The organism is Sphingobium sp. GW456-12-10-14-TSB1 (assembly GCF_059424385.1).
Window position 1 is genome coordinate 432,501 of record NZ_JBWKZI010000002.1, and the last position, 25,630, is coordinate 458,130.

Annotated in this window: 21 protein-coding genes (1 of these 21 running past the window's edge); 5 read left to right on the forward strand and 16 right to left on the reverse strand. The window is 62.4% G+C overall.

Annotation, left to right across the window (positions count from 1 at the left end):
* The 9 genes from AC07X9_RS19230 to AC07X9_RS19270 form a co-directional block, all read right to left on the reverse strand.
* On the reverse strand, positions 1-2,375 hold the 5' portion of the coding sequence (locus AC07X9_RS19230; protein WP_017183559.1) for an efflux RND transporter permease subunit. The gene continues 784 nt to the left of window position 1, outside the view; only the first 2,375 of its 3,159 coding nucleotides appear in the window; it begins with the start codon at positions 2,373-2,375; its stop codon lies beyond the left edge, outside the window.
* Positions 2,365-3,609 carry an efflux RND transporter periplasmic adaptor subunit gene (locus AC07X9_RS19235; protein ID WP_017183560.1) on the reverse strand — a complete coding sequence of 415 codons (1,245 nt, stop codon included), beginning with the start codon at positions 3,607-3,609 and terminating at the stop codon, positions 2,365-2,367. Before AC07X9_RS19235 ends, AC07X9_RS19230 begins: the two co-directional genes overlap by 11 nt.
* Complete coding sequence (locus AC07X9_RS19240) at positions 3,609-4,877, reverse strand: TolC family protein (RefSeq protein ID WP_017183561.1); 1,269 nt, start codon at positions 4,875-4,877, stop codon at positions 3,609-3,611. The genes AC07X9_RS19235 and AC07X9_RS19240 overlap by 1 nt, the downstream gene beginning before the upstream one ends.
* A 57-nt stretch (positions 4,878-4,934) precedes the next feature.
* Positions 4,935-5,348 (reverse strand): hypothetical protein, encoded by a 414-nt coding sequence (locus AC07X9_RS19245; protein WP_017183562.1) that lies wholly within the window; start codon positions 5,346-5,348, stop codon positions 4,935-4,937.
* A 195-nt stretch (positions 5,349-5,543) separates the two neighbouring features.
* On the reverse strand, positions 5,544-7,937 hold the full coding sequence (locus AC07X9_RS19250) for a TonB-dependent receptor (RefSeq protein ID WP_086486120.1): 2,394 nt from the start codon (positions 7,935-7,937) through the stop codon (positions 5,544-5,546).
* Between the two features lie 222 nt (positions 7,938-8,159).
* Positions 8,160-9,644: a lignostilbene-alpha,beta-dioxygenase NOV2 gene (gene nov2, locus AC07X9_RS19255; RefSeq protein ID WP_017183563.1), complete on the reverse strand. Its 1,485-nt coding sequence runs from the start codon at positions 9,642-9,644 to the stop codon at positions 8,160-8,162.
* A gap of 86 nt (positions 9,645-9,730) precedes the next feature.
* A complete protein-coding gene (locus tag AC07X9_RS19260) occupies positions 9,731-11,353 on the reverse strand; it encodes a GMC family oxidoreductase (protein WP_086486119.1) in 1,623 nt (540 codons plus the stop codon).
* Positions 11,354-11,361: 8 nt separating this feature from the next.
* The gene (locus AC07X9_RS19265) at positions 11,362-13,536 is read right to left on the reverse strand and encodes a PQQ-dependent dehydrogenase, methanol/ethanol family (RefSeq protein ID WP_017183565.1); all 2,175 of its coding nucleotides are present in this window, start codon (positions 13,534-13,536) and stop codon (positions 11,362-11,364) included.
* On the reverse strand, positions 13,533-14,447 hold the full coding sequence (locus AC07X9_RS19270; protein WP_017183566.1) for an NAD(P)H-binding protein: 915 nt from the start codon (positions 14,445-14,447) through the stop codon (positions 13,533-13,535). The genes AC07X9_RS19265 and AC07X9_RS19270 overlap by 4 nt, the downstream gene beginning before the upstream one ends.
* Before the next feature lie 95 nt (positions 14,448-14,542).
* Between AC07X9_RS19270 and AC07X9_RS19275 the strand changes: the two genes are divergently transcribed.
* A complete protein-coding gene (locus AC07X9_RS19275) occupies positions 14,543-15,040 on the forward strand; it encodes a nuclear transport factor 2 family protein (protein WP_017183567.1) in 498 nt (165 codons plus the stop codon).
* Between the two features lie 4 nt (positions 15,041-15,044).
* On the opposite strand, the gene AC07X9_RS19280 is transcribed toward AC07X9_RS19275, so the two are convergent.
* From AC07X9_RS19280 to AC07X9_RS19295, 4 genes are read right to left on the reverse strand one after another with little or no spacing between them, the layout of a single operon-like run.
* Positions 15,045-15,566 (reverse strand): hypothetical protein, encoded by a 522-nt coding sequence (locus AC07X9_RS19280; RefSeq protein ID WP_017183568.1) that lies wholly within the window; start codon positions 15,564-15,566, stop codon positions 15,045-15,047.
* Entirely contained in the window at positions 15,563-15,976 is a 414-nt protein-coding gene (locus AC07X9_RS19285) for a c-type cytochrome (RefSeq protein ID WP_017183569.1), read from the reverse strand. Before AC07X9_RS19285 ends, AC07X9_RS19280 begins: the two co-directional genes overlap by 4 nt.
* Positions 15,973-17,505 (reverse strand): FAD-binding oxidoreductase, encoded by a 1,533-nt coding sequence (locus AC07X9_RS19290; protein WP_017183570.1) that lies wholly within the window; start codon positions 17,503-17,505, stop codon positions 15,973-15,975. The genes AC07X9_RS19285 and AC07X9_RS19290 overlap by 4 nt, the downstream gene beginning before the upstream one ends.
* Before the next feature lie 29 nt (positions 17,506-17,534).
* Positions 17,535-18,302: an SDR family NAD(P)-dependent oxidoreductase gene (locus tag AC07X9_RS19295; RefSeq protein ID WP_017181826.1), complete on the reverse strand. Its 768-nt coding sequence runs from the start codon at positions 18,300-18,302 to the stop codon at positions 17,535-17,537.
* Positions 18,303-18,512: 210 nt separating this feature from the next.
* On the opposite strand from AC07X9_RS19295, the gene AC07X9_RS19300 reads away from it, so the two are divergent.
* The 4 genes from AC07X9_RS19300 to AC07X9_RS19315 all read left to right on the forward strand — a co-directional run bounded on the left by AC07X9_RS19300 (position 18,513) and on the right by AC07X9_RS19315 (position 21,772).
* Positions 18,513-19,367, forward strand: a complete 855-nt coding sequence (locus tag AC07X9_RS19300; RefSeq protein WP_017181828.1) for a p-hydroxycinnamoyl CoA hydratase/lyase — start codon at positions 18,513-18,515, stop codon at positions 19,365-19,367.
* A gap of 117 nt (positions 19,368-19,484) precedes the next feature.
* On the forward strand, positions 19,485-20,612 hold the full coding sequence (locus AC07X9_RS19305) for a cobalamin-independent methionine synthase II family protein (protein WP_017181829.1): 1,128 nt from the start codon (positions 19,485-19,487) through the stop codon (positions 20,610-20,612).
* The gene (locus AC07X9_RS19310) at positions 20,609-21,007 is read left to right on the forward strand and encodes a nuclear transport factor 2 family protein (RefSeq protein WP_241763587.1); all 399 of its coding nucleotides are present in this window, start codon (positions 20,609-20,611) and stop codon (positions 21,005-21,007) included. The genes AC07X9_RS19305 and AC07X9_RS19310 overlap by 4 nt, the downstream gene beginning before the upstream one ends.
* 6 nt (positions 21,008-21,013) lie before the next feature.
* Positions 21,014-21,772: an IclR family transcriptional regulator gene (locus AC07X9_RS19315; RefSeq protein WP_019054646.1), complete on the forward strand. Its 759-nt coding sequence runs from the start codon at positions 21,014-21,016 to the stop codon at positions 21,770-21,772.
* Between the two features lie 170 nt (positions 21,773-21,942).
* Here AC07X9_RS19315 and AC07X9_RS19320 read toward each other — a convergent pair whose 3' ends face one another.
* Genes AC07X9_RS19320 through egtD form a run of 3 tightly spaced genes read right to left on the reverse strand, consistent with a single transcriptional unit; the run spans position 21,943 to position 25,459 of the window.
* Positions 21,943-23,187, reverse strand: a complete 1,245-nt coding sequence (locus AC07X9_RS19320; protein ID WP_019054645.1) for an MFS transporter — start codon at positions 23,185-23,187, stop codon at positions 21,943-21,945.
* A 32-nt stretch (positions 23,188-23,219) separates the two neighbouring features.
* On the reverse strand, positions 23,220-24,461 hold the full coding sequence (gene egtB, locus AC07X9_RS19325; protein ID WP_017181833.1) for an ergothioneine biosynthesis protein EgtB: 1,242 nt from the start codon (positions 24,459-24,461) through the stop codon (positions 23,220-23,222).
* The gene (egtD, locus tag AC07X9_RS19330) at positions 24,461-25,459 is read right to left on the reverse strand and encodes an L-histidine N(alpha)-methyltransferase (protein WP_017181834.1); all 999 of its coding nucleotides are present in this window, start codon (positions 25,457-25,459) and stop codon (positions 24,461-24,463) included. Before egtD ends, egtB begins: the two co-directional genes overlap by 1 nt.
* Between the last annotated feature and the right edge of the window lie 171 nt (positions 25,460-25,630).

Below are 25,630 nucleotides of genomic sequence, written 5' to 3' on the forward strand. Positions count from 1 at the left end.
CGGATCTCTTCGGGCAAGCGGACAATCACCGGAAAGCGGCGGTCGCCCTCAAACATCTCGCCCGCTTCCTTGCCGCCGATGGAAATGGCGACAACATTCTGAACGTCACCAACATTGAGGCCCAGGCGCGCCAGAGCGGCGCGATCGGGCGTGATCTGCAGCACCGGCAGGCCAGTCACCTGCTCGACACCGACATCCGCCGCGCCGTCTATCTGGCTGACGACCTCCTCGACCGATTGTCCGATGCGGAGCAATTCGTCGAGATCGTCGCCAAATATCTTGATCGCGACATCGGCGCGGACCCCCGACAAAAGCTCGTTGAAGCGCATCTGGATGGGCTGGGTGAATTCATAATTATTGCCCGGTATCTGCTCGACCGCTTCCTGCATTTCAGCGACCAGCCGAGTGCGCGGCTTGCGCGGGTCGGGCCAGTCCTTGCGGTCCTTGAGCATGATGAACGTGTCAGCGACCGATGGCGGCATCGGATCGGTCGCGACCTCCGCCGTACCGATCTTGGCCACGACGCGCTCGACTTCAGGAAAACGCTTGAGCCGGGATTCAACCGCTTTCTGCATCCCGATCGCCTGGGTCAGACTGGTGCCGGGGATGCGCAGGGCGTGCATGGCAATATCGCCCTCATCCAGATTGGGGACGAATTCCGATCCCATCCGGCTTGCAGCAAAGCCTGCCAGCAGCACCAGACCGACAGCGAGTACGACAATGGCTTTGCGCAATTGCAACGCCCGTTCCAGCGCGGGTTCATAGATGCGACGCGCCCAGAGCATCAGGCGGCTTTCCTTCTCTTCGACCTTGCCGGTGACGAACAGGGCGATGGCAGCGGGCACAAAGCTGAGCGAGAGGATAAGCGCGGCTGTCAACGCCATGACGACGGTGATCGCCATGGGATGGAACATCTTGCCCTCTACCCCGGTAAGCGCGAAAATGGGAACATAGACCAATGCGATGATGAGGACGCCGAACAGCGATGGGCGGATCACTTCCGACGTGGCAGAGGCGGCCAGCGCGAAGCGCTCGTCGCGGTCGAGCAGGCGGCCAAGGCCGTGCTGCGCCTCGCCATAGCGGCGCAGGCAATTTTCCACGATGATCACCGCACCATCGACGATCAAACCGAAATCGAGCGCGCCAAGGCTCATGAGATTGCCCGACACCCCCGCCTGCACCATGCCCGTGATGGTCATCAGCATCGCAATGGGAATGACGGCCGCGGTGATGAGAGCGGCGCGGACATTGCCGAGCAGCAGGAACAACACGACGATGACGAGCAACGCGCCTTCGAGCAGGTTTTTCTCGACCGTCCAGACTGCCCGTTCGACCAGATCGGTCCGGTCGTAGATCGCGACCGCCTCAACCCCGGCGGGCAGCGCCTTGGCGGCCTGCTTCAGTCGCTCCGCCGCTGCGCGCGCGACCACGCGGCTATTCTCGCCCGCCAGCATGACGACTGTGCCCAGCACGACTTCCTGCCCGTTTTCTGTGGCGGCACCGGTACGCAATTCCTGACCCATCCCGACATCGGCGACGTCATTGATGCGGATCGGCACGCCGCCGCGATTGGTGACGATGATGGATTTGAGGTCTTCAACGCCCCCCGCCTGCCCCGGCACCCGGACCAGATATTGCTCGCCATAGCGTTCGACATAGCCTGCGCCGACATTGGCATTGTTGCGGCCTAGCGCCTCGACCACATCATCGAGCGCAAGCCCATAGGCCGCCATCCGGTCCGGCAACGGGGTGACATGATATTGCCGTTCATAGCCGCCAATGCTGTTGACTTCAGTGACGCCCGGCGTGTTGCGCAATTGCGGGCGGATCACCCAATCCTGCAAGGTGCGCAAATCCTCCGCATTATAGGGCGTGCCGTCCGCCTTGCGCGCGCCCGGTCTGGCCTCCAGCGTGTACATGAAAATTTCGCCAAGGCCGGTCGCGATCGGCCCCATTTCCGGTTCGACGCCGGGCGGCAATTGCGATCGCGCGGTCTGCAACCGTTCGTTGATCAGCTGGCGCGCGAAATAAATGTCGGTGCCATCGGCAAAGACGGCAGTGACCTGCGACAGGCCGTAGCGGGAGATGGAGCGTGTATAGTCCAGCCCCGGCAGGCCCGCGATCGCCGTTTCGATCGGAAAGGTGACCCGCTGTTCCGCCTCCAGCGGCGAAAAGCCGACGGCTTCGCTGTTGATCTGCACCTGGACATTAGTGATGTCCGGCGTCGCGTCGATCGGCAGCCGCTGAAAGCTCCATATGCCAAGTGCGCAAAGCACAAGCACGGCTGCCAACACCGCCCAGCGCAAGCGGATGGAGGTGGTGACGATACGTTCGAGCAGCGGGGGCTGGCCGGCGGCGATGGCCTCAATGGTCATGGCTGGCTCCCGACTTGTCGATGTCGGCGCGGATCAGGAAAGCGCCATCAGTGACATATTCGGTGCCGGGCTCCAGCCCGTCCAGCACTTCTGTCCATTCCGGCGTCCTGCGGCCCAGTTCGAGCATGCGTACTTCATAGCTGTTGCCGACCTTGGCATAGACGACATCAAAATCGCGGAAGCGCTGGATCGCCTTGGTCCGCACCGCCAGCTTCGCCTGCGTTTCGGCAACGGCGAAGGCGCCTTCCACTCCCATGCCGGGGCGGAACTGATCGGCTGCGGATTCGGGCAGATGGACATGGGCGAGCAAGGTCTGGCTGGCCAGGTCTGCGGTCGGCAATATCGCTTCCACTGCGCCGGTCAGCCGGGCCGCACCCGACAGACTGCGTAGCGCGACCTTCTGCCCTACCCGCACCCTTTCAGCATCGCGCGGATAGACGAAAAATTCGGCATGCAGCTTGGCCGGATCGGCAATCACGAACAGCGCCCGGTCCCCGGTCATGTCCCCAATATTGGCATTTTTTTCCACGATGATGCCGTTGATCGGCGCAGTGACGGCATAGGTCTGGAGCGAATGGCTGGATTCGACGCGCAGCAGTGCCTGGCCCCGCCGCACAGTCTGGCCCAGTTCGCCGTTCATCGACATGATCTGCCCAGGCAGTCGGGCGCGGACGTCGGCCTTGCCTTCAGGCGTGATTTCAATGCGGCCCGACAAGTCGATCAATTCGGCGATCGAGGCTGGCCCTGCCCGTTCGGACCGCACCCCGCCCGCCCGCGCAGCGTCCGCGGCGATGGTGGTTCGGCCTTCATAGGACGCATAGCTCCATTTATGCGTCCGGCCAGCTTCGGCAGCCATGACCTTTACATCGAAACTATGCGGTTCTTTCACAGCCCCGCGACCACGCAGAAAATCATCCTGCGGGGAGAAGGCAAATCGATCGATCTTGCCGCCCAGCCTGGTCAGTTCGACACTCAGTTGAACATCTTGCGGCCTGACCGGCTTGTCGTCACGATAGGCGTAGACATGGAATTCGGGTTCGGCGCCATCTTCAAAGATGGTGATTTCAACCGCGAAATTGCCGTCGCGCAGCATCCGACCGCGATGGGGACCGCGCTCTTCCTCGGCCTCTTCCGCGCCATGCTCTTCATGATCGTGCGAGGGCGGGGTTTCGCTACACCCGGCAAGCCAGGTGGGGGCGAGCAGCAGGGCCGCAAATTTCAACAAGGGGGACATCAGCGATTCTCCGCGCTGGCAAGAAGGGATGCATGGCGACCGGTCAGCCGATCGAGCCGCGCGCCGTCGAGATGGTAGGATTTGAGCAGGGCGATGCGGCGATCATAGACATTGATCATCGCCTCCTGTGCCTGCGTGACTTCCAGGAAAGTGAAAGCGGTGCCGCCGCGATTATAGCCGTCGCGCACCAGCACGACCGCGCGTTCGGCGCTGGGCAGAACCACATTGTCGATCTTGTTGATTTCGCGCACGATCGTCGCGCGCTGCGCCAGCAGCCGGTTTATGTCGCGCGTCGCCTGCACCCGCAGCACCGCAATTTCGGCTTCGGCGACACGACGTTCGGCTTGCGCCTGCTCGACATTGCCGCGCTGGGCGCGCCGACCGCCAAGCGGGATGGAGCCGCCGACCACGATGCTGACATCATTGCCCTGCCCATAATGGCGCAGCCCCGCGCGCAGGACCGGATCGGCAGCGCTGTTCGCCTCCGCCAGCCGCGCGCGCGCCGCCGCCGCATCACGCTCTGCATCGAGCAGTGCGACATCTATGGGCTGTGCGTCGGCGGCCGGATCGGGTGCCAGGCGGGAAAAGCTGCTGCTATCGATCTCCACGTCGCCCTGCGCGCCCCACCATGCGGCCAGCGACATGCGCGCAATCCGGGCAGCCTCAATCGCCTGTTCATGGGCGATGCGGGCCTGTGCCACGGCGGTGCGGGCGCGTTCCAGCGCGAACAGGGGATCGAGCGCGCGCGCGACCCTGCGCGCCACTTCCCGCTCCAGTCGTTGGGCGAGCGTCAGCCGTTCCAGCGCGACAGGGATTTCGGCTTCCGCCGCCAGCGCCTCCACCCAGGCGGTCTGCGCCTGTGCCAATATGTCGAGCTGGCGCAGGCGGCCGCGTTGCTCGGTCACATCGCGGTTCAGCCGCGCCGCGCCGATCCGCGCCTCCCGCTTGCCACCACGTTCCCAGGTCCGCTCATACCAGGCAGTCGTCTGGGTGCTGGCGATCGGCGTGTAGGGATCCGTGCGGGCCAGATCCTCCAGGTCGACCGTGACGACATCCTGGGGCCGGACCTCCGCCTGCTTTATGGCGGCGCTCGCCGCGTCATGTTGGGCGGCAGTCACGGCAACGCCGGGATCGGCCTGCGCCACGCGCGACAGCGCATCGGCAAGCGTCAACCCCTGCGCTGCCAATGGCGGAGCGGGAAAGAGAGCGCTGGCAAGCAGCATGATGGTCAGGCGCGGAACAGCGCGCGCCCTGAAATATGGAGACATGAAACAGGCTTTCGCTATGCGACGTGGATCAACCCGCGCCGCATGGCGGCCGCAGGCTCAGACGCGGAAAGCGAACAGCCTGGGTGGGCGCTCTTGCCCCTGAAAGGCGGAGTCCGGCTCCACCTGATCAATCATCATGGCAGGCGGCGCAAAGCGCGACGAGGGCGCAGCGAGTCCTGCCTGCGTGAGCAGGATGATACCGGACCCGCTATCGCCATGATGGTGATGGCTGTCGGGCAAGCGATCGGACTGCCCTTCATCCTGTTCGCCATTGACATCATGGTCGGCGTCATGCGCCTCTTCCACAGTCAGAGCGCTTAACAGGAGATGCCCATGGGCCTGGGCCGCGCCGGGCGCATGCTGCACCTTATCGATCATCCGCGAAAGGCCCATGCCCGCAAACAGGGCCAGCAGCGCAATGCACAGCAATGCGACCAGGCGAGCATGCAGGGAGAAGCGCAAGGCGGGCATGGCGTCAGCCTATCCAGCCAAGCAGGGCGGCACAAGTCTCTGTCGATCGCAAAGCGCCATCGTAAATCGCATTCATGGGGCCGGTAGCAGCATATCCTGCCGCCCTGCCCGACCAAAGCCATCGCGGCATCGGCCTGTCATGCACGGCAATGGCCAGTCGCCTTGTCCGGCGACCGGCCATTTTTGATGCCTGTGTCAGAAGCTCTTTTTCGCGGTGATCATCCATTCGCGCGGCCGACCGACCACGCCGGAAACGACGCCGAAGCTGCCGACATTTTCCGCCTTGCCAGCATAATAATAGCTATCGAGCAGATTGGTGACCCCAAGGCTGAGCGACCAGTCCTTGTCCGGCCCCTGATAGGTCAGGCGCGCATTGACGAGATGCGGCGGGTTGATCTGATTGAAGGCATTGTTGATGGCATTGTAAAAATAGTTGGAGCGCCAGGACCAGTCGATACGCGGTGTCAGCGTGCCCGATCCGGCCAGATCCGCTTCATACTGGATGCCCGCCGACAATTGCCATTTGCTGATGAACGGCGCGATCATATTCTTCGTCACCAGCGTCGCGGGATTGGTGATCTTCTTATAGTCAAAGTCGAGATAACCCGCGGACGCATCGATCGACAGGCCGTCAGTGGGACGAAGCGAAGCTTCCAGTTCCCAGCCAAGGACGCGCGCGTCGCCCGCGTTGGACGGGACCGAGCAGGAGAATACGACGCTTTCCGGGCACTGATAGCGGACCAGCTGCATATCCTTGTAATCATTGAGGAACACAGCGCCGTTCAACCGTAGCATCCGACCCATCAGGTCTGCCTTGAAACCGGCTTCATAGGTCGTCAGCTTTTCCGGGCCGAAAGTCTGCACCTGGTCGGGGGCTGAAGGACGCGGGTTGATGCCGCCGCCCTTGAAGCCGGTCGACACCTGCGCATAGGTCATCAACTGGTCGTTCCAGCGATAATTCACGCCCAGACGGTAATCGAGGCGATCGCCCTTGAACGTGCCCGACAGTCCGTCAAGACCGGCCAGCAGGAAGTTGGGCGTGAAGAAGGCGCCGCTGGGCAGACTGCCGTCAATATTCCGGCGCGAATAATTATAGGTTTTCTTGTCGTCAGTGTAGCGCAGGCCCGCGATCACGTTGAACGCATCGGTGACATGGAATTCGGCATGGGCAAAGGCCGATGCACTGCGGTTCTTGACCACGTCATCCACCAGAAAATCGAACAGGAGCGTCGGGATGGCGCTGCGCCCCGACAGAAGATCGGTCGCCTTGTAATAGAAGCCGCCCACGGTCAGGTCGACCGCATCGTTGAAATTGGCGCTCAGGCGCAGTTCCTGCGTGAATTGTTCATGGCTGTAGTTGAACTGCTGCAGCAATATGGCGAGCGGCGAGCCATCCACGTCGATCGCGCTGGTGCCGTCCGCCTTGCGATAGCCGGTGATCGATTTGAGCTTGAGCATGTCGGACAGATCATAGTCGATCGTCCCGGCAATGCCCCAGCTTTTGACCGAACTGGTCGGGCTGGCGGAGAAGCCACCGGGTGCGACCTGGGTCGGGATGCCGAACACGGTCGTGTAATTGCCGCCGGTCGCATAATTGGCGTAGGAGGTGTAGCTCTTCGACGCAGTGATGAAGCGGCTGTCGAACGGAATGCCGGCCGTAGGATTGCCCGGCACATAGCTGCGCACCAGCGGGTTGTTGGCATAGAGCAATTTGGTCGCGACCGCTTCGCTATTATCCTTCGACACGTCGGCAACGATGTTGACTTCCAGCGGCGAGCCGACCGGCGCAAAGCGCAGCGCGGCGCGCAGGGCCATGACGTCGATGCCGCCTTCGGTGCCGACCTGGCACCCCTTGTCATTGGTGCCGGTGGGCGCGATGCCCGACGCGGGATTGACGCAGCCATAGTCCAGCAGTTTCATATAGCCGTCGACATTTTTCGACACGCCCGACACGCGCAGGAACAGGCTATCGCTCAACGGGATGTTGGCGCTGCCGCGCAGTTCCAGCCGGTCATAGCTGCCATAGGTCGCTTCGATGAAGCCGCCCGCTGTTGCGTCGGGCTTCTTGCTGAACAGCTTGACCGCACCGCCGACGCTGTTCTTGCCAGCCAGCGTTCCCTGCGGGCCGCGCAGCACTTCGACCCGCTCCAGATCGGTCAGGTCCATCACCGCACCATAGGTCGTGCCATAATAAATATCGTCGATATAGATGCCCACGCCCGGCTCCAGCGCGAAGCTGGAATCCAGCTGGCCTACGCCACGGATGAAGGCCGCGACCGAATTACCCTGAAGGCTGGTTGCCGGGGCCAGAGCCACGTTGGGGGCGAACTGGCCAAGGTCGGTGACGCTGGTCTGGCTGCGCGCGGCAAGGGTTTCGCTGGACACCGCAGTGATCGCGATCGGCGTGTCCTGCAAATTCTGCTGGCGAAACTGGGCAGTGACAATGATGTCGGCGGACTGGTTCGACTGATCGGCCGCCTGTTCCGGCGCGGATGCGTCCTGGGCCAAAGCGGGACCAGCGGCCATCGCGGCCATCATCGCAATGCAGGCGGCATTGCTGCGAAATGCAGACTTCCAGATATGTGACATTATTTTCCTCCCTATTGTCAGTCAGCAAGGCAAAGGGGGAGGATCACCGGACCGCCCATAGGCGATGCCGGTCCAGGCGACGCTTATGCGTCTGCCCTTCCTGCCGTCCTCTGATCCTGCCTGCCCGACTGTTCTGCTCTGACAGTATTTTTGGAGGGGGCGACGGATAAGGCCCACCCCCTCCTCTTCAATAAATAACGATCGTTACGATTTGTCAAGCCGTCACGCGGCTTCACTGTCCACATTCTGGCGCGCATTCGCCAATTGCCGGGCCGATACCCATGCGCCATGAACCTGCGCGCGCATCGGCATGGGCATGGGCACGCGAGCGATCGGCCCGGCCGCAATTGCGCCAGCCTCCACCACCCAAAGTTCGGACTTGAAATCCGCCTCGCCCGCCTGCCGGTCGACGACCATCAACAGCCAGCCTTCATGTTCATCCTGCGTCGATGGCACATGGACCGGTTCGCTGATCGCCATGCCCGGCTCCAGCCCCATCATGTCGATACGACCATTGCCTGGTTCGATCCGCAACAGCGCGTTGAACGCAACCCCTACAGGTCCGCCGGGCAAAGGTGGCCCGCCTTGCGGGTTCATCGACAGATACCAGGCCGCCCGATAAGGCCTTCCCTGATCCGCGTCGCGCAGCCGTGGCATGTCGCCGGGCGGACCAACCAGACGCTCCTCGAACATGTCGCCCTCCTTCGACAGGTCGAAGGTCCAGCGGGTCAACCCGCCCTGTATATCCCGCTGGTCGCGCTGGATGCCACCCGCCTCGCGCATGAAGCCGAAGGCATTGGTGTCCGACAGGCAGAGATCGAGATGGACGAAACCATCCTCCTCATAGGCGTTCACAAGATGGAAGGCAGAGACGCCATTGCGTCCCTTGAACCAGCGCATCTCCTCCACCTTGCCATAACGCGGCATGATGCCGACCCAGCTTTCCAGATCCTGCTGGTGCGCCCAGTGCGCGCCGCCCGCTTTCAAGCGGTCGAGATCGGCCGTGGTGGGGAAGATCGGGAAAATGGCGTAATGTTCGGTGATCGCGAAATCGTGGATGGTCGAGCAATAGGGCTGATCGAACCATTGTTCACTGATCAGTTTCCCGTCGCGATCAGCGATCGCATAGGAAATTTTGGTCGAACACAGACCATCGGCTTCATAGCCGAAGAAGAACATTTCCCCGGTTTCCGGGTCGACGCGCGGATGGGCCGTGAAGGTCTGGGATTTGAGCGCACCATAATAGTCAAAGCGGCCCAGCGTCTCCAGCGTGTCGGGATCGACCTGATAGCCCAGGCCGTCCTCCTTGGTCATCAGCAACCGACCGCCGTGCCAGACCGGGGTGGTGTTCGCCACGGTGCGATCGCGACCCGCCACGCTGGCGTCATCGGTAAAGGGATTGCGATACTGGCCGAACAGGGCGCGCCGCGCATCCTTTTCCAGCCGGTATCGTTCGGTTTCGACATAGCGGATCGCATAATCGACCTTGCCATCATGGATCGCGAATTTCGCGACCATTCCATCGCCCGACAGCACGATGTCATCGTCAAACATCGGCGGATGGGCAGGGTCCGGCACGGCGCGGAAGAAGGCGCCGTCAATTTCCGCGGGGATCGTCCCGATGACGTCCAGATTGCGGGCGGACCATTCGATGCCCACGGGCGTATTCAGTCCGACGAAATGGATGGTCTGGGGATAGTTTGGCATCGCCCTGGGTTCCTTATTCTCTCCTGACGCACATACTAACATTCGTTACTATTATTGCAAGCGCAGAATGTATGCCGGGGCAACCATCATCCTGGTGGCTTCATGTTGCGACGTAGCGTCTTGAGGACATGATCGGCCCCCTTGTCGCCGATCATGATTGCCGTCGCATTGGTGTTACCCGCCGGCAGCGACGGCATCACCGAAGCATCGGCGACCCACAGCCCCTCCACACCAATGACGCGCAAATCCTGATCGACCACCGCAGCGGGATCGTCCCGACGACCGATCCGCGCGGTCCCGACGGGGTGATAGAGCGGGATGGACGCCATCTTGACATAGTCGCGCAGTTGCTCCGTCCCGGCCAGCGCCGCGCCCGGTCGCAGTTCGCTTTTCACATGGGGCGCGATCGCGGACTGGCGCAAAATATCGCGGGCGATGACGATGCCTTCGACGATCTGTTCTATGTCCAGTTCACTGTCGAGTTGCCGATGCGCGATGACGGGGGGCGCCAACGGATCGGGCGAACGCAGCGTGATCCGCCCGCGATGGCTGGGCCGCATCAGCCCCACCAGCGTCGAGACGGAAGGATTTTTGCGCAGCATCAACCGACCCCGCTCATCAAAATCGAAGGCGAAGGCGGCAAAGCTGATCTGGAGATTGGGCACAGGCAAATCCGCCCGGCTTTTGACGAAGGCCTGCGCGTGGCCAATCGCCGTGGTCAGCGCGCCGCGCTTCGCCAGCGCATAGCGCAGCACCTGCCACGCGCCGCGCAACCCCTGTGCGTCGCTGTTCAGCGTCGCGCCATCGACTTCATTGACGACATGGGTGCCGACATGATCCTGCAAATTGCGGCCGACACCCGGCAGGTCGCGCACCAGGTCTATGCCCATCTCCGCCAGATGATCGGCCGGGCCGATGCCCGACAGCATCAGCAGGCGCGGCGTGTTCATCGCCCCGGCCGACAATATGACGCCATGGCGCGCACGCAATGTCTTTTCGACGCCATCCTGACGATAGACGATGCCGACCGCGCGATTATCCTCGATCAGCAGCCGAAGCAGTTGCGCCTCCAGCAGGATCGTCGGCGTCTTGCCACCACGCCGTTCATGCAGATAGCCGCGTGCCGAAGAGCAGCGGGTGCCGTTGCGCTGGGACACCTGGACATAATCGACCCCCTCGGCGCTTTCGCCGTTCAGGTCCGTCGAGCGGGCGATGCCAGCCTGTTGCGCAGCCGCAATCCACTGGTCAGTGATCGGATAGCGCGCGCGCCCTTCCGACACGGCGATCGGTCCGCCGGTCCCGCGCCACGCATCCGCACCGCGTTCATTATCCTCCATCCGCCGAAAATAGGGCAGCACGGACGCATAGTCCCAGCCATCGGCACCCAACGCCGCCCACCGGTCATAATCCCAGCGGTGACCGCGAATGAACATCATGCCGTTGAGTGCGCTTCCCCCGCCCAGCAGTTTCCCAGCCGGCCAGATGTCGGCCCGTCCGCCCAGCGACGGATCCGGTTCGACCTGATAACACCAGTCATAGTCCGGATTCTGGACGATCGAACTGGTCAGCGCAGGGACGCGCGAACGCATATGCCGGTCGGTCTTGCCCGCTTCTATAAGGGTGACGGCCAGCCCGGCTTCCGCCAGCCGCCCGGTCATCGCAGCCCCGGCAGATCCGCCGCCCACCACGATGATATCGCTCTGTTCCATGTATGATCCTAAAAATTGGACATGACGGCGATGCTGGGTGCATCGAGCGGCTTGCCCGCCGCCTTGAGTTTCATTTCCCGGTCACGCAGCGCGCCCTGCTCGGCGATCAGCCAGGCATGGATCGCATCCACGTCCTGCGTCGACAGAATATCGTCCCAGCGCGGCATTCCGCCCGGCAGCAACAGACCATCGCGCACGATCGCGCCGAATACATCATGGGTCGCAGGCTGCATCCGGCGCAGGTCCGGCGCGGTCGAGCGCAACTGGTTGCTGTGACAGATGGCGCAATTCTGGAAGAAGAGGCCCTGCCCCCGCGCGATCATGGCCGCAGTAACGCCGGGCTTCTGCGCCGGGGGCGCAGCTGCGACCTCCAGCGGCGGCAGCGGATCGGGCTTCTTCACCGGTCCGCCGTCCAGTTTGAACACCAACAGGCGGTTGGCATTGCCAAAGCGATAGGCCGCGGCATAGTCGGGCACATAGCCCCAGCCGCCACCGCCAAAGCCGGTTGCGACAGCGACATATTGCACGCCCTTGACCCGGTAGGTCATCGGCGCGGCCATAATCGAACTGCCGGTATCGATTTCCTTGAGCAGCCTGCCAGTATCGGCATCCCTGACCATCAGCTTGCCGCCGATCGTCCCGTGAAAGACCAGTCCCGACGCGGTGGCGAGCGTTCCCATCCGGTCCTGCCACCCCTGGGTCGGAACAGTCCATTTTGCCTTGCCGGTCAACGGGTCGATGGCGCGCAGTTCGGAACTATAGGGCTTGTCCTTGACCCATTGCATTTCCGGCAGCTTTTCGACCTGATCGCGAACCGCCGGCGGTAGCGTCGGCAGCACCTGTTGCAACATCGGCGTGAAGATCAGCGTGGTCTGGACATTGAGCGCCCTCGCGCGGCGGGCCTGTTCAGGCGTGCCGGGTGGCGGCCCGAACATGAGATTGCCCATGTCCAGCACATGCGCGAAATAGAGTTTGCGCGTCGGATCATAGGCTGCGGGGTACCAGTTGCGCGCGCCAGCCGAGGCTGGATAGACGATGCGCGGACCGTTCCAAAAGTCGACATTGCCGGGCGTCATCTGCGCAACGCCATCCTTGTCGAAGCCCCTGGTCCAGTTGGCGCGTACCAGAGCATTGATCCGCAGCGGCTTGCCGGTTTCCCGATCGATCACGAACAGATAGCCATTTTTGGGCGAATGGAGGATGGCGGGGCGGACCTTTCCGTCCACCTCGACATCGGCCAGCACCATCGGCTGGGTCGCGGTAAAGTCCCAGCTGTCGCCCGGCGTTTCCTGATAATGCCATTTGACCGTCCCCGTCTTGCGATCCAGCGCGACGATGGACGAGAGGTAGAGATTTGTTCCACCCTTGGGCGAGCGGGTCTTTATCGAATAGGGTCCACCATTGCCGACACCGATATAGACAGTGTCGAAGGCGGGGTCGTAGTTGATCGCGTCCCATACAGTGCCGCCGCCGCCAATGTCCCAACGGCTGTCCTTGTCCCAGGTCTTGAGCGCGGCATCGAGTGCGGGATTTTCCTGCGGACCGGCTTTGGGATCGTGGGGCACGGTGAAGAAGCGCCATGCCTGTTTGCCATCAGCGATGCGATAGGCAGTAACATAGCCGCGCGTGTCATATTCCGCGCCTGCATTGCCAATGATGAGAAGGTCGCCCGCAACCTCTGGCGCGCCTGTGCTGGTATAGCCGCGCGTATGATCTATGATCGTATCGACCTTCCAGACGATCGCGCCGGTCTTGGCATCGAGCGCGTAGAGCTTTCCGTCGAGCGCGCCGACCATAACCTTGCCATCGGCGACGGCAACGCCGCGATTGGCCTGATCACAGCAGGCCGAACGGTTGGCCTGCATGTCGACCTCCGGCTCGAAGGTCCAGAGCGACGCTCCCGTTGCAGCATCCAGCGCATAGACCCGGCCGAGATTGCCGCTGGTGTACATGATGCCGTCGACCACGACCGGCGTGGCTTCCTGCACCCGGTTGGTACCAAGGTCATGCGACCAGGCCAGGCCCAACCGCGCGACATTGCTAGCATCGATATCGGTCAGGCGGGAAAAATGGCTGCCGCCGACATCGCCGCCGGTAAAGGGCCAGTCGTCACCCGCACCGCCTTTGCTGCCCCCGCTCGCGCATCCCGCCAGCATCAGCAGGGCAAATAGCGCGCCTCTCACAGCGGCCAGCTTGCCTTGTGCGCCAGCATGACCTCGCGCAGCGATTTGGGTTTGCGACCCGTGATCCGTTCGACGCAATCGGTCGCCTGGGCAAAATAGCCTTCGCGGATCGACTGGCCAAAGGTGACCATGTCATCGCTCGACCAGGGGATTGGTCCATCAGGCATGATGTCCGACGCGTGACGGGGAATGCCCAGAGAATCGAAATAGGCGAACATGCCATCGTCATCGACTGGTTCGACGATGATCGGCTTGCCGGCCATGTCGCTGGCCATGGCCATGGCCTGCGGAATGGTAATGAGATCCGGGCCGGTCAGCGTGTAGGCCTTATTCTCATGGCCCGGCTGAGTCAGCACGCCAACGGCGGTGGCGACACAATCGTCGCGGCTGACAAAGGCCACCGCACCATCGGCGCAATTGTCCGGTTTCGTCCCGGCCATCAACGCGGGAATGACCATCGCCGCGGCAACCGCCTCGGCATATTGGCTGTCGCGCAAATGGGTCCAGGCAGCGCCCGACGCCTCGATAATCTCTTCGGTCGCGCGGTGATCATATTTGACGATGGCGGGATTGCCCGGTTCGTCTGCGGCGATGATCGAGGTGTAGACGATATGGCGCACGCCCTGCGCGACCGCTGCCTCCACCGCGTTACGATGCTGGCCGACCCGCGTGCCGACGCGAGCAGTGCTGATCAAAAGCATCCGTTCGCCCCCAGCCATGGCGGCGGGAAGGGTCGCGGGATCATCGAAATCGGCGAAGCGGACGTCAGCGCCCCTGGCGGCAAAGTCGGCTAACCTAGCAGGAGTGCGCGATAGCAGGATGACGTCTTGCGGAGCGACCTTGTCCAGCAACAGCGCCGCGGCGGCGCGGCCAAATGCGCCGGAAGCCCCTGAAATAATGATCTTTCCCATGCAGCCCCTCATCTGTCTTTCTTATCGACGGTTGCGCATGATAGTAACGAATGTTATTGTTGCGTCAAGAGAGTGAAAACAGGAGAGTGACCATCATGCCAAGCCTGCCCATCGAAGACCGGATCGCCCTGCAGGATTTGATCGCCGCTTATAGCTGGGCGCTGGATACCGGCGATGTCGATGCGCTGGTCGCCTGCTTCACGCCCGATGCGCGGATGGTGGAGGAAGTGTTTGACGATCCCGACATCTGGGAAGGGCATGACGGGATTCGGGGGATTGCCGAACATTATCGCAATGCGCCAGGCTTCCCCGGTCGCCAGCATCATGTGAGCCAAATTCAATATATGCCGCAGGCGGATGGCAGTTGCATGATGCGGTCCTTCGCTTTCGTGACGGAATGTGAAGGCGAGCCGCCCTATCTGCTGCGCTTTGCAGGCTGGTATGACGATCATGCGGTCAAGGGCGATGATGGCGAGTGGCGTTTCCATCGTCGTACCGTGCGCCTTTGGGACGGCGCGGTGCTGAGCAAATTTCCTGGCCGGGGCGAGTGGGTGCCGCGCAAGCGCCCCGACTCGCTCATCATCAAGCGCTAAGGATTTAGCGGGACCGGATCAGCACCCAGCTGAGCGCCGGTTCCGCCATCCCCGTAGCCGGGACGACGGCGCATTTCTCCACACCGCCCAGCGCCAGTTCGGCAAAGGCTTCGGGCCAACGGGCGCCCGCAAGCCGCGCCAGCGTGCCGATGGTCGCGCCATCGGGCGCGCAGATCGGCACCATGACGCCGACGGGGCGATGCAGGACCAGCGCGATGCGGCGATAGCCTGCCTCTGCCGCGATTTCGCCGATCAGCAGTTCATCGCTACGCCGGGTGACGCCGAAGATCGATGCCGGCTCGCTGACCAGCAGGCCGCGCAATTGGCGGACGCGGTCGCCCTCCAGCGCAAGCGATGTGCCGCCCAGCGCCGCCGCCCGCACGGCGAACCGATGTCCTGCGCCAAGGCCGGAATCATGCAGCAGCAGCGGCCCGCCAGTTCGCGCAGCCATAGCGCCGCCAGAACCAGCGAGCGCGGAAGCAACCGCCGCGCTCGCCAGAAAGTCGCGTCTTGTCACGATCGTCATTGTCCCCCCTCCCCGGCGCGTGCCAGATGCCTGGCGATCAGGTTCATGTCGGCGTCGCTCACTTCACCACGCGGAATGGCGGGCATGTTGCCAATGCCCATGCGCGCCGCCTGCACGACATAATCGACGGTCAGGTCCGTGCGCTTTTCCAGCAGTGGTTGATCCGTCCGGCGGGCAAGCAGGCCTGTTCCCATGCCGCCTGGGCCGTGACACATTGCGCATTTTTCCAGATAGAGCCGCTCGCCCGGTCCTGCCTTGGGCCGGGAGGAGACGGTTTCCGGCGCGGGCAGCGGTGGTGGCCCCTTGGACGCTTCTGCCGGTGGCGCCGCGCTTTCATTCGCGCGGCCGCACGCCGCCCCGGCCAGCACCATGGCGGATGCCGCCAAAGTCATCCATCCGCGCCGCATCATGCCCGCCCTCCTGCTTTCCGCGTGGGCCAGATGCCGCTCTTGCCCGGCGCGATCACGCCGTTGGGATCAAGTGCGTCCTTGACCTTGCGGTTGATCTGCCAAAGCGACCCCTTGTTGAAATCATAGGTGGCAGCGACCGCATCCATATAGTCGAGATGGGTGCGATATTCGCCATAGCCCTGCGCCTTGGCGTCAGCGATCAACTGTTTGAGGAAGGGATCGACCCTGCCCATCAAGGCAGGATCATCCTTGTTGATCAGCACAGCATTGACGTTGATGAGATGGCGTTCGCCAAAGGCGAAGCTGGCCTGATAATCCATGCCATATTCCTTGTAGCGGGCATAGGTGCGCTGAAACTGCGCCATCGCCGCTGCGCCCGATTGCGGCAGGATGGGCGAGAAGCCGACATGGCCGCCGCGTCCGCCATGCCAATTGGCATTTTGCATCGGCATGGTCAGCGGCGTGCCGGTCCAACCGCTCGCCTCCATCGGCTCGCCCGTCTTCCAGCTTGTCGGGCGCATCGCCATGGGCTTGAGCGCGGACATCGCCTGTTCCAGCACGGCATAGGCCGCCTTGTTCACCGACTCGCGACCATAAAGGCGCAGGCTCACGCCCCACCAGCCGACATTGAATTTCTTGCGAATAGCGGCAATCACGTCATCGCCCAGAGCGCCGGGCTTGTCGGTCCACTGATCGCGCGTCGTCAACACAGCGGCTGCGCGCAGCCAGTTGCCGATGGTGGGCGACTGCTGCAACAGCCCTTCGCGTCGCAATGGCGCGATCGCATCGATAAGCGGTCCCAAATCCTCTGGCCGGTCAAATTCCAGATCCATGCCCATCAGCGATTCCGGCGCAGGCATCAGCCACAGGCCCATTTTGGTCACGATGCCGAAATTGGACTGGACGAACATCTGATCCCAGCTTGGACCAAAGCCGAAGCGATAGAGTTGCCAAGTGGGGGCGCCGTCCAGTGCGCCCATGCCCGTGCGCACGACCAGCCCGTCGGCCATCACCGCTTCGATGCCGCAGATGCGCGCGGCATGTTCGCCATAGGGCGTGTAGCCCACCCCCCGGTCAAGTGCATTGCCGACCACCGATCCCCAGCTGTTGCCGGGCACCGACAGCCAATGTTTCATGCCCCTCGACTTCAGGAAATCATAAAGATCGTAGAAGCCTACCCCCGGTTCCAGCAGTACTGTGCCGTTCGCCTCGTCATAGTCGATTTTCTTCATGCGGCTCATGTCGAGGACGACAGAACCCGCCAGTAGCGGCGCGGAGCCGCCATAGCCCAGATTCTTCCCCCGGCTGATCGGCCAGAGCGACAGGCCACGTTCCGACGCGACGCGGACAATCGCCTGCACCTGTTCCACCGTGGTGGGCGCGACCGCACCGGCGGGATGATGCAAGGCATCGTCGATGGCGAACTTGTCCTGATAGGCAAGCTGGTCCGCTTCATCGAAGAACACATTATCCTTGCCAACGATCGCAGCGAAGGCGGCGATGACGGAGGGCGAAAGGGGTTGGGCCATATTGTTGTGCCTTGTGACTGGAAAGAAATTCAGGCCGCCGCGGTCCAGCGGGTGCGGGCCGGCGGGCGCGCACCACCGTCGAGCCGCAATATTTCAGCGTTGATCATCGGACTGCGGATCAGGAACATGGCGGCATCGGCAAATTCCTGCGCGGTGCCCGCGCGGCGGGGAAATTCCATGCCGTCGATCAATTCGTCGACCAGCGCATCGGGCATGGGCGCCGTCATCGGCGTTGCAAAAAAGCCGGGCGCTATCCCCACGCAGCGGATCGCATGGCGCGACAGGTCGCGCGCCCAAATCAGCGTCAGCGCAGCCAGCGCCGCCTTCGACGCGCCATAAGCGTCCATCCCTTCCTGCCCCTCGAACGAGGCGATCGAGCAGGCGTTGAGGATGATGCCGCGTTCGCCATCAGGGCCATCGGGCATATTGGCAATCATGGAATGGGCAACATGGGCAGTGACGGCAACCGCGCCGATCAGGTTGACGTCGATCACCCGCCGAAAAGCGCTGATGTCCCCCGGACCAGCGGGCGATGCGATCGAACCGATGCCGCCGATGCCAGCCACATTGGCCAATATCGCGATCGGGCCATGGCGATCGACAATGGCCGAGATGACAGCCGCTACCGCCGCTTCGTCCGTGATGTCGCAAGGGATCGATTCGATCCCGGTCAGGGTAGCCGGATGTCGATCGAGCACGACGACCCGCGCTCCTGCGTCGCGCAGCGCATGCGCCAAGGCTTCGCCCAGGCCCGATGCGCCCCCGGTCACGAGCGCCAATTTGCCGTTCACGTTCATCCCGCCTCGCTCCGCCGTTCATGTCGACGATTTAATAACGATCGTTATCATCTAGCGGGTCGACGGCGTTGTCAAGCCAGCGCCGGGCGGGCCGATAGGCAGGATCATAAAATTCGCTTGCCAATTCTCCCTGCGATATTGTATCCCTAGCATACATATTCGGTGAGGCCGCCCCCGGCCCGCCTTTCACAGGACCAGCCAGGGAGCAGGATGATGGAAAACGAAAAAGACGTCGTATCGGTGCATGTTGAGGACCGGATCGCCTGGGTGAATTTCGCCCGCCCCGCCAAGCGCAACGCGATGAGCCCGACGCTCAACCGGCGCATGATGGAAGTGCTGGACGAACTGGAATTCCGCGACGATGTCGGCGTACTGGTGTTGAGCGGCGAAGGCACGGCCTGGTCAGCGGGCATGGACCTGAAGGAATATTTCCGCGAGACCGAGGCCGATGGCCTGCGCGGTGTGCGCAAGTCGCAGCGCGAAAGCTATGGCTGGTTCCGCCGCCTGCGCTGGTTCCAGAAGCCGACCATCGCGATGGTCAATGGTTGGTGCTTTGGCGGTGGCTTTGGCCCGCTGTTCGCCTGCGACCTCGCCATCTGCGCGGATGAAGCGCAGTTCGGCCTGTCCGAAATCAACTGGGGCATATTGCCCGGCGGTGGCGTGACCAAGGTGGTGGTCGACCTGCTGTCGATGCGCGACGCCATGTGGCTGACGCTGACCGGCGACCTGATCGACGGCAAGCAGGCGTCGGCCATGCGACTGGTCAATGAAAGCGTGCCGCTCGACCAGCTCAAAGACCGCACCCGCGCGGTTGCCGACAAGCTGCTGTCGAAGAATCCGGTCGCTCTCAAATTCGCCAAGGATGCAGTCCGTCGCGTCAACACCATGACCTATGACGAGGCCGAGGATTATCTGGTGCGCATGCAGGAAGCAGCCAATTTCCACGACAAGACTGAAGGTCGCAAGGAAGGCATCCGCCAGTTCATCGACGAGAAGAGCTACAAGCCGGGCCTGGGCGCCTATGACCTGTCCAAGGCCAAGGCGAACGCTGACAGCGCAGCCTGATTCCCCTAACCCTCCTGACGGGCGCCGGACAATGTTCGGCGCCTATTTTTTCATATCCGCGATATATCCATATCCGCGAAACTGTGGCAGGGTGCTCCAAACAGGAGGAGGATCTTTATGTCCATTGCCACCACCCATGTGGGCAGCCTGCCGCGTGGTGACGCACTGACCCCGCTGCTGCTGGCCCGCGACAAGGGGGAGCCCTATGACGCTGCAGCGTTCGACACATTGGTGCAAGCCGCCGTTTGCGAAGCCGTGACCGCCCAGATCGAGGCGGGAGTATCGATCGTGAGCGATGGCGAATTGGGCAAGGTTGGCTATTCCACCTACATGATCGAGCGATTGTCGGGTTTTGGCGGTCATACCGACCGCAGGCCTGCCGCCGACCTCGCGCCCTTGCCGGAACTGCGGCAGAAGCTGGCTGCGATCATGGGCAGTCAGGATTTTACCCGCGCGTCCTGCATCGGGCCGGTGCGCAAGGTGACGCTGGAACCGCTGCATGACGATATCCGCCGGTTCAAGGCCGCGCTGGCGCCCCATGGGGATGGCGTGCGGGCGTTCATAAACGCAGCCTCGCCAGGACTGATCACTGCCTTTCAGGTCAATCGCCATTATCCAAGCCACGAAGCCTATCTGGCCGATCTGGCCGACGCGATGCGGGAGGAATATGAGACGATCGTCGCGGCAGGCTTCGACCTGCAACTCGATTGCCCCGACCTAGCGATGTCGCGGCACACTGGCTATCAGGACGCCAGTGAAGAAGAATTTCTGAAAATTGCCGCGGCCAATGTCGAGGCGCTCAACGCTGCCACCGCAAATATTCCGCCGGAACGGATGCGGATGCATATTTGCTGGGGCAATTATGAAGGCCCGCATGACCATGACATTGCGCTGGAGAAGGTGATCGACATCATCCTTGCCGCCCGTCCGGCGACCATCCTGTTCGAGGGCGCTAATCCCTGCCACGAACATGAATGGACGGTGTGGCGCGATGCGACCATTCCCGATCACAAGATATTGGCGCCGGGCCTGATCGACACCTGTTCCAACTATGTCGAGCATCCCGAACTGATCGCCCAGCGGATCGAGCGCTTTGCGCGGATCGTCGGCAAGGATCGGGTGATCGGCAGCACCGATTGCGGGTTCGGTACATTTGCTGGCTATGGCAAGATCGACCCGGCAGTGACGTGGAAGAAATTGCGGTCGCTGCGCGCGGGCGCGGATCTGGCGGACGCACGGCTGTGACGGCGGATGAACGACGCGACATCGAGGCGGATTGCGCGCGGCTGATCGCGCTCTATGCCAATTTGAACGATGCCGCCGATTGGCAGGGCGTGGCGGCCCTCTACGCGCCGGACGGACGGATGGCGCGGCCAACGGCACCCGACGACTGGGTGGAGGGGCGCGACGCCATCCTGGCAGCGTTCCTTGCCCGCCCGGCGCGGGTGACGCGGCACATTTGTTCCAATGTCGTGATCGACGTGCTGAGCGCGACCGAGGCGGTGGGGGAAAGCGCGATGCTGTTGTTCACGGGCGATAGCGCGCCTAAGGTCGGATCGTTTCACGACCGCTTCGTCCTGGGCGCGGCGGGATGGCGCTTTGCCGAGCGGCGGGGTAGCCTGACTTTCCAGGGGAGCTAACTGCCCATGAATGGCACCACGCCATCTACTGTCAAATCGGCGATGCGGACGATCGACATCATAGAATATGTCGTCGCGCGGCCGGCAGGCGTGGTGGCGCAGGAGATTGCGGCGGGCCTTACCATTCCAGTCAGCAGCCTGTCCTATCTGCTCGCAACGCTGGTCGAGCGACAGTATCTGGCGCGGGTCGGGCGGCGCTACCTGCCCGGCCCGGCATTGGCCCGGCTCGTGTCGCCACGCATGGCCCTGTCGCTGGCGGACAGGGTGCGGCCGCTGGTCAAATCCTTGCGGTCACAGACCAACGAGACCGCGTCTTTCTTTGTGCGGGACGGTTGGCAACTGGAAGCCATTGTCACGGAAACAGCGGAACAGTCGCTGCGCTATTCGATCAGCGTGGGAACGCGGATTCCCATGCACAGCCTGGCGGCGGGCAAGGCATTGCTGGCTACGCTGTCCGGCGATGAAATCGACGCCTATTTCGCACAAGTGCGATTGGAGCCGTTCACGCCCCATAGCGTGACAGACGAGAAGGCGTTGCGAAAGGAACTGGCAGCGATCCGCACGACGGGCGTTGGGCGCACGCGGGAGGAGTATACGCCGGGCATTTGCGGCCTTGGTATGGCGGCATTGGTCGATGGCATGGCGGTCGGCGCCTTTGCTGTCGCCATCCCCCTGCCCCGCTTTACCGCGGAGCTGGAAGCCCGCGTGGTTCAAAAACTGGAGCAGACCGTCGGTCTTTTCGCCGCGGCGGAGACGCCAGCATAGTGAGAGAAAAGGCCATCCGGCAGAGGCGCGCCGTGCAATGCCGCCGTCGGCTTGTTACAGCTCAATGCGGGCCGAGCATGGAACCTCATCCTGAATTCTAGACGTCGGACAGTCGATGACGGAACCGATCCTTACCTCATATTGCGAATGACACTCTGGACGGGCGGCAGCTATCGAGCCGCGGGCGCAGTTGTTCCCGCGCTCTGCATCGTTCTGGCCAGTACCAGACCGGACGCGACAGCGACCGCGCCAATCATCACGCCCGGTGTTGCAGGCGAATTTGACCAGTTCTGAAGCAGATATGCCGCATAGGGGGCGGCACCGCCGAACACAGCCGTCGCGGTGGTTGCACCCAGCGCCAAGCCGCTGAGGCGGACGCGCGCGGGAAATTGCTCAGCCGTTGCCACGGCACCCACGGCGCTCACCCCGCCTGCCAGCGCGGCCAGCAACATGACGGCGAGCAGGGCGGGCATCCGGTCGCCATGGGCAATGAGCGAGAACATCGGCACCGACAGCGTGGCGCATAATCCGCACAAGCCCAGTAAAACCGGCCTGCGGCCAATGCGATCGGACAACCATCCGATACAGGGCGTCACCAGGATGACAACGAGCGCCGCAACGGTCGAAAGTTCCAGCGCCGCCGCTTCGTCCGCCGATTGGACCAGACTGACGAAGGAAGGAACATAGGTAATGCCGACATAATAGGAAATCGAACCGATCGCCGATATCGCAAAGCCGATGCCGATGCCCCGGCGCTGGTTCAGCAAGGCGTCGCCCATCGGCGAACGGCTTGAGGCATTCAAACCTCTATCCGATATGAAGGCAGGCGGTTCGGGAATCATCTGTCGGACCAGCCAAATCCCGGCAGCCAGGGCGGCACCAAAAAGGAACGGTATGCGCCAGCCCCAGCTATCAAGGCTTTCCTGCGGCAGCGCGTTGGTGAGCCAGGCGCAGAGCCCGACAGCCAGCAGCCCGCCAATTTCGCTCGCGGCTGCCGCGCTGGACGTCACAAGACCGCGCCGGTGTTTGGGTGCTGTCTCGAACAAATAGGTCACGACCGCTGGATACTCGCCGCCCACGCTAAAGCCCATGAGGCAGCGCATCACGATCAGCAACCAGCCCGCACTGGCGCCGATCTGGGCGTGGGTCGGAAGCAGCGCCAATACCAGCATGGAAACCGTCATCAGCGTCATCGATAGGAGCAGGGTAGGCTTACGGCCCCGTCTGTCACCGAACTGACCGAAGGCGATCGCCCCAAGCGGGCGCATCAGATAAGCGATGGCAAATCCCGCGAGCGTTTTGCCCAGACTTTCGCCACCAGCCCCGAAAAACACTCGCGCCAGGGTCGGCGCAAAATAGAGACAGAGTGTGAAATCATACCATTCCACCACCGTGGACAGAGCAACGGCTATCATGGAACGGCGGGGAATGGGTTCGGTGGGGGCAGTCACGCCATGTCTCTGGCCAGCCGCAGTCCCATGAATTGCCAACGGTGATGGGGATAGAAGAAGTTGCGATAGCTTGCGCGCATATGGCCGCGGGGTGTCGCGCAACTGCCGCCGCGCAACACGCACTGTCCGCTCATGAACTTGCCATTATATTCGCCAATCGCGCCATCGGCAGCGCGAAATCCGGGATAGGGACGAAAGGCGCTGCCGGTCCATTCCCAAACATCGCCGAAGAAGGAAGGGGCATCTTGCGCCGGACGCGGGCGGATGTCCCCGGCCCTATCCAGCAAATTGCCGCGATCTGGATCATGCTGCGCAGCCGCCGCTTCCCATTCGGCTTCGGTCGGCAGCCTCGCTCCAGCCCAGGTGGCAAAGGCATCCGCTTCATAAAAGCTGACATGACAGACAGGAGCAGCCGGATCGACGGGATTGCGGCCCGATAATGCGAAACTGGTCCAGCCATTTTCACCATCCGCCCAATAAAGAGGGGCCTGTATATCGTTAGCCTGACGCCAGGCCCAGCCATCGGACAGCCACAGACGCGGATCATCATATCCCCCGTCTGCCATGAAGGCGAGCCAGTCCGCGTTGGTGACCTGTCGATCGGCGATCTGATGCGAATGCAACAACGCGGTGTGGCGCGGTCCTTCACAATCGAACGCGAATTCCCGGCCCCCGGTCGTGCCAGCGCCGATTTCGACCAACCCCTCTATACCGTCCAACCAACTGAGCGGGCCGGGCTGCCCGTGAGGCGCGCCACTTTCGCGCGGCCAGAGCGCATCCTCCAGCGGGTTGAGGGAGAAGGCGTGAAGAATATCCGTCAGCAACAATTCCTGATGCTGCTGTTCATGCTGACACCCCAGGTCCACCAGCGCCAGCACTTGCGGCGAAAGTTGCCCGATTGCGCGATCCATCGCCGCATCCACCGCGGCGCGATAGTCAAGAATGTCGGCAAGCGAAGGGCGCGACAACATGCCACGCGCCGCGCGCGCCAGTCGCGCGCCTTCAGCTTCATAATAGCTGTTGAACAGAAACGGCCAGTCCGCACGATAATGGCGATAGCCCGGTACATGGTCGCGCAGGATGAAGGTTTCGAAAAACCACGTCGTGTGCGCCAGATGCCATTTGGCCGGCGACGCATCGGGCATGGATTGTATCGTCGCATCCGCGTCCGAAAGCGGGTTTGCCAGGTCTCCGGTCAGTTTGCGGACAGAATGGTAGCGATCCTGCGCAGCGCCCATCAGCCCGCCACGCGCAGCAGGTGAACGCTGAACAAGGCGTCCTCGTCCGTCCATACGTCGACGCTATCGAACCCGGCTTCTTTGGCAAGAGAGGCAAATTCGCCGATTGTATATTTGTGCGAATTTTCGACATGGATCGCCTCGTCCCGCGCGAAATCGAAAGACCGGCCATCAAGCCTGACCGTCTGATCGCGACGACTGACCAGCGAAATTTCGATATGGCCAGGCTGGCTGACATAACGAGCGCGATGCGCAAAGGCGCCAGTGTCGAAATCGGCGGCCAATTCCCGATTGGCGCGATGCAGAAGGTTGAGACTGAACTGCGCCGTTACTCCTTGTGCATCGTCATATGCATCCTCCAGCAGGGCGATGTCCTTCTTCAGATCGACGCCAATCAGCATCAGGCCATCCTGGCCCAGGCGCTGGCTCCATCGGCGCAAAAACGCACGCGCATCATCCCGGTCGAAATTGCCGATGGTCGATCCGGGGAAGAAGCAGACGTCGCGCAAATTCCCGCGCGTCGGCAGATCAAGCTCTCCAAGATAATTGCCGCAAACCGAATCGACTTCGATAGCGGGATAGCGCGTCCGCACGGCGGCAGCCGCCGACGCAAGCGGGACAGGCGATATGTCGATACAGATATAGGCGCGCACCTGCTCCATCGCATCAAGCAGGATTTCGGCCTTGCCGCCCGATCCTGCGCCCAATTCTATAAAGCGTATGTTACCGCGGATCGTCTCAGCGATCGCCTTTGCATGCGTCTCCAATATCCGCCGCTCGGTTCGCGTCGGATAATATTCCGGCAGTTCGCAAATACGGTCGAAAATTGCCGATCCCGCTGCGTCATAGAGGAACCTGCACGGGATCGCCCGGTCCGGTCTGGACAATCCCTCCACCACTGCCTGTCGAAATTCGGCTGTATCAGAGACGGGCGCAGGGGTGACCAGATCGATCAGCGTTTCATCATTTTCGATCGCATTGCGCGCCATATTGTACATGCAGAGTTCCTGTTAGCTTCAATGGCCGGGGATAAAGCGTGATTCATATCTGAGCCAACAGGAAGGACCGAGCGAGGAAAGCCGTTGGCAACAGAGGAGTCTCATTGTCCTGTTGTGGTTCGATTACAAAGACCCGCGTGGAAGTCGAAATAGCAAAACGATCGCCACGCG

Coding starts and splice junctions, on each gene's coding strand:
- AC07X9_RS19235 (WP_017183560.1), bottom strand. CDS start 3,609: ATGTCCCCCTTGTTGAAATTTGCGGCCCTGCTGCTCGCCCCCACCTGG.
- egtB (WP_017181833.1), bottom strand. CDS start 24,461: ATGGGCGCTGCGCAGGATCGCTACCATTCTGTCCGCAAACTGACCGGA.
- AC07X9_RS19295 (WP_017181826.1), bottom strand. CDS start 18,302: ATGAACGTGAACGGCAAATTGGCGCTCGTGACCGGGGGCGCATCGGGC.
- AC07X9_RS19305 (WP_017181829.1), top strand. CDS start 19,485: ATGTCCATTGCCACCACCCATGTGGGCAGCCTGCCGCGTGGTGACGCA.
- AC07X9_RS19240 (WP_017183561.1), bottom strand. CDS start 4,877: ATGTCTCCATATTTCAGGGCGCGCGCTGTTCCGCGCCTGACCATCATG.
- AC07X9_RS19270 (WP_017183566.1), bottom strand. CDS start 14,447: ATGGGAAAGATCATTATTTCAGGGGCTTCCGGCGCATTTGGCCGCGCC.
- AC07X9_RS19275 (WP_017183567.1), top strand. CDS start 14,543: ATGCCAAGCCTGCCCATCGAAGACCGGATCGCCCTGCAGGATTTGATC.
- AC07X9_RS19280 (WP_017183568.1), bottom strand. CDS start 15,566: ATGACGATCGTGACAAGACGCGACTTTCTGGCGAGCGCGGCGGTTGCT.
- AC07X9_RS19285 (WP_017183569.1), bottom strand. CDS start 15,976: ATGATGCGGCGCGGATGGATGACTTTGGCGGCATCCGCCATGGTGCTG.
- AC07X9_RS19260 (WP_086486119.1), bottom strand. CDS start 11,353: ATGGAACAGAGCGATATCATCGTGGTGGGCGGCGGATCTGCCGGGGCT.
- nov2 (WP_017183563.1), bottom strand. CDS start 9,644: ATGCCAAACTATCCCCAGACCATCCATTTCGTCGGACTGAATACGCCC.
- AC07X9_RS19320 (WP_019054645.1), bottom strand. CDS start 23,187: ATGATAGCCGTTGCTCTGTCCACGGTGGTGGAATGGTATGATTTCACA.
- egtD (WP_017181834.1), bottom strand. CDS start 25,459: ATGTACAATATGGCGCGCAATGCGATCGAAAATGATGAAACGCTGATC.
- AC07X9_RS19300 (WP_017181828.1), top strand. CDS start 18,513: ATGATGGAAAACGAAAAAGACGTCGTATCGGTGCATGTTGAGGACCGG.
- AC07X9_RS19245 (WP_017183562.1), bottom strand. CDS start 5,348: ATGCCCGCCTTGCGCTTCTCCCTGCATGCTCGCCTGGTCGCATTGCTG.
- AC07X9_RS19290 (WP_017183570.1), bottom strand. CDS start 17,505: ATGGCCCAACCCCTTTCGCCCTCCGTCATCGCCGCCTTCGCTGCGATC.
- AC07X9_RS19315 (WP_019054646.1), top strand. CDS start 21,014: ATGAATGGCACCACGCCATCTACTGTCAAATCGGCGATGCGGACGATC.
- AC07X9_RS19250 (WP_086486120.1), bottom strand. CDS start 7,937: ATGTCACATATCTGGAAGTCTGCATTTCGCAGCAATGCCGCCTGCATT.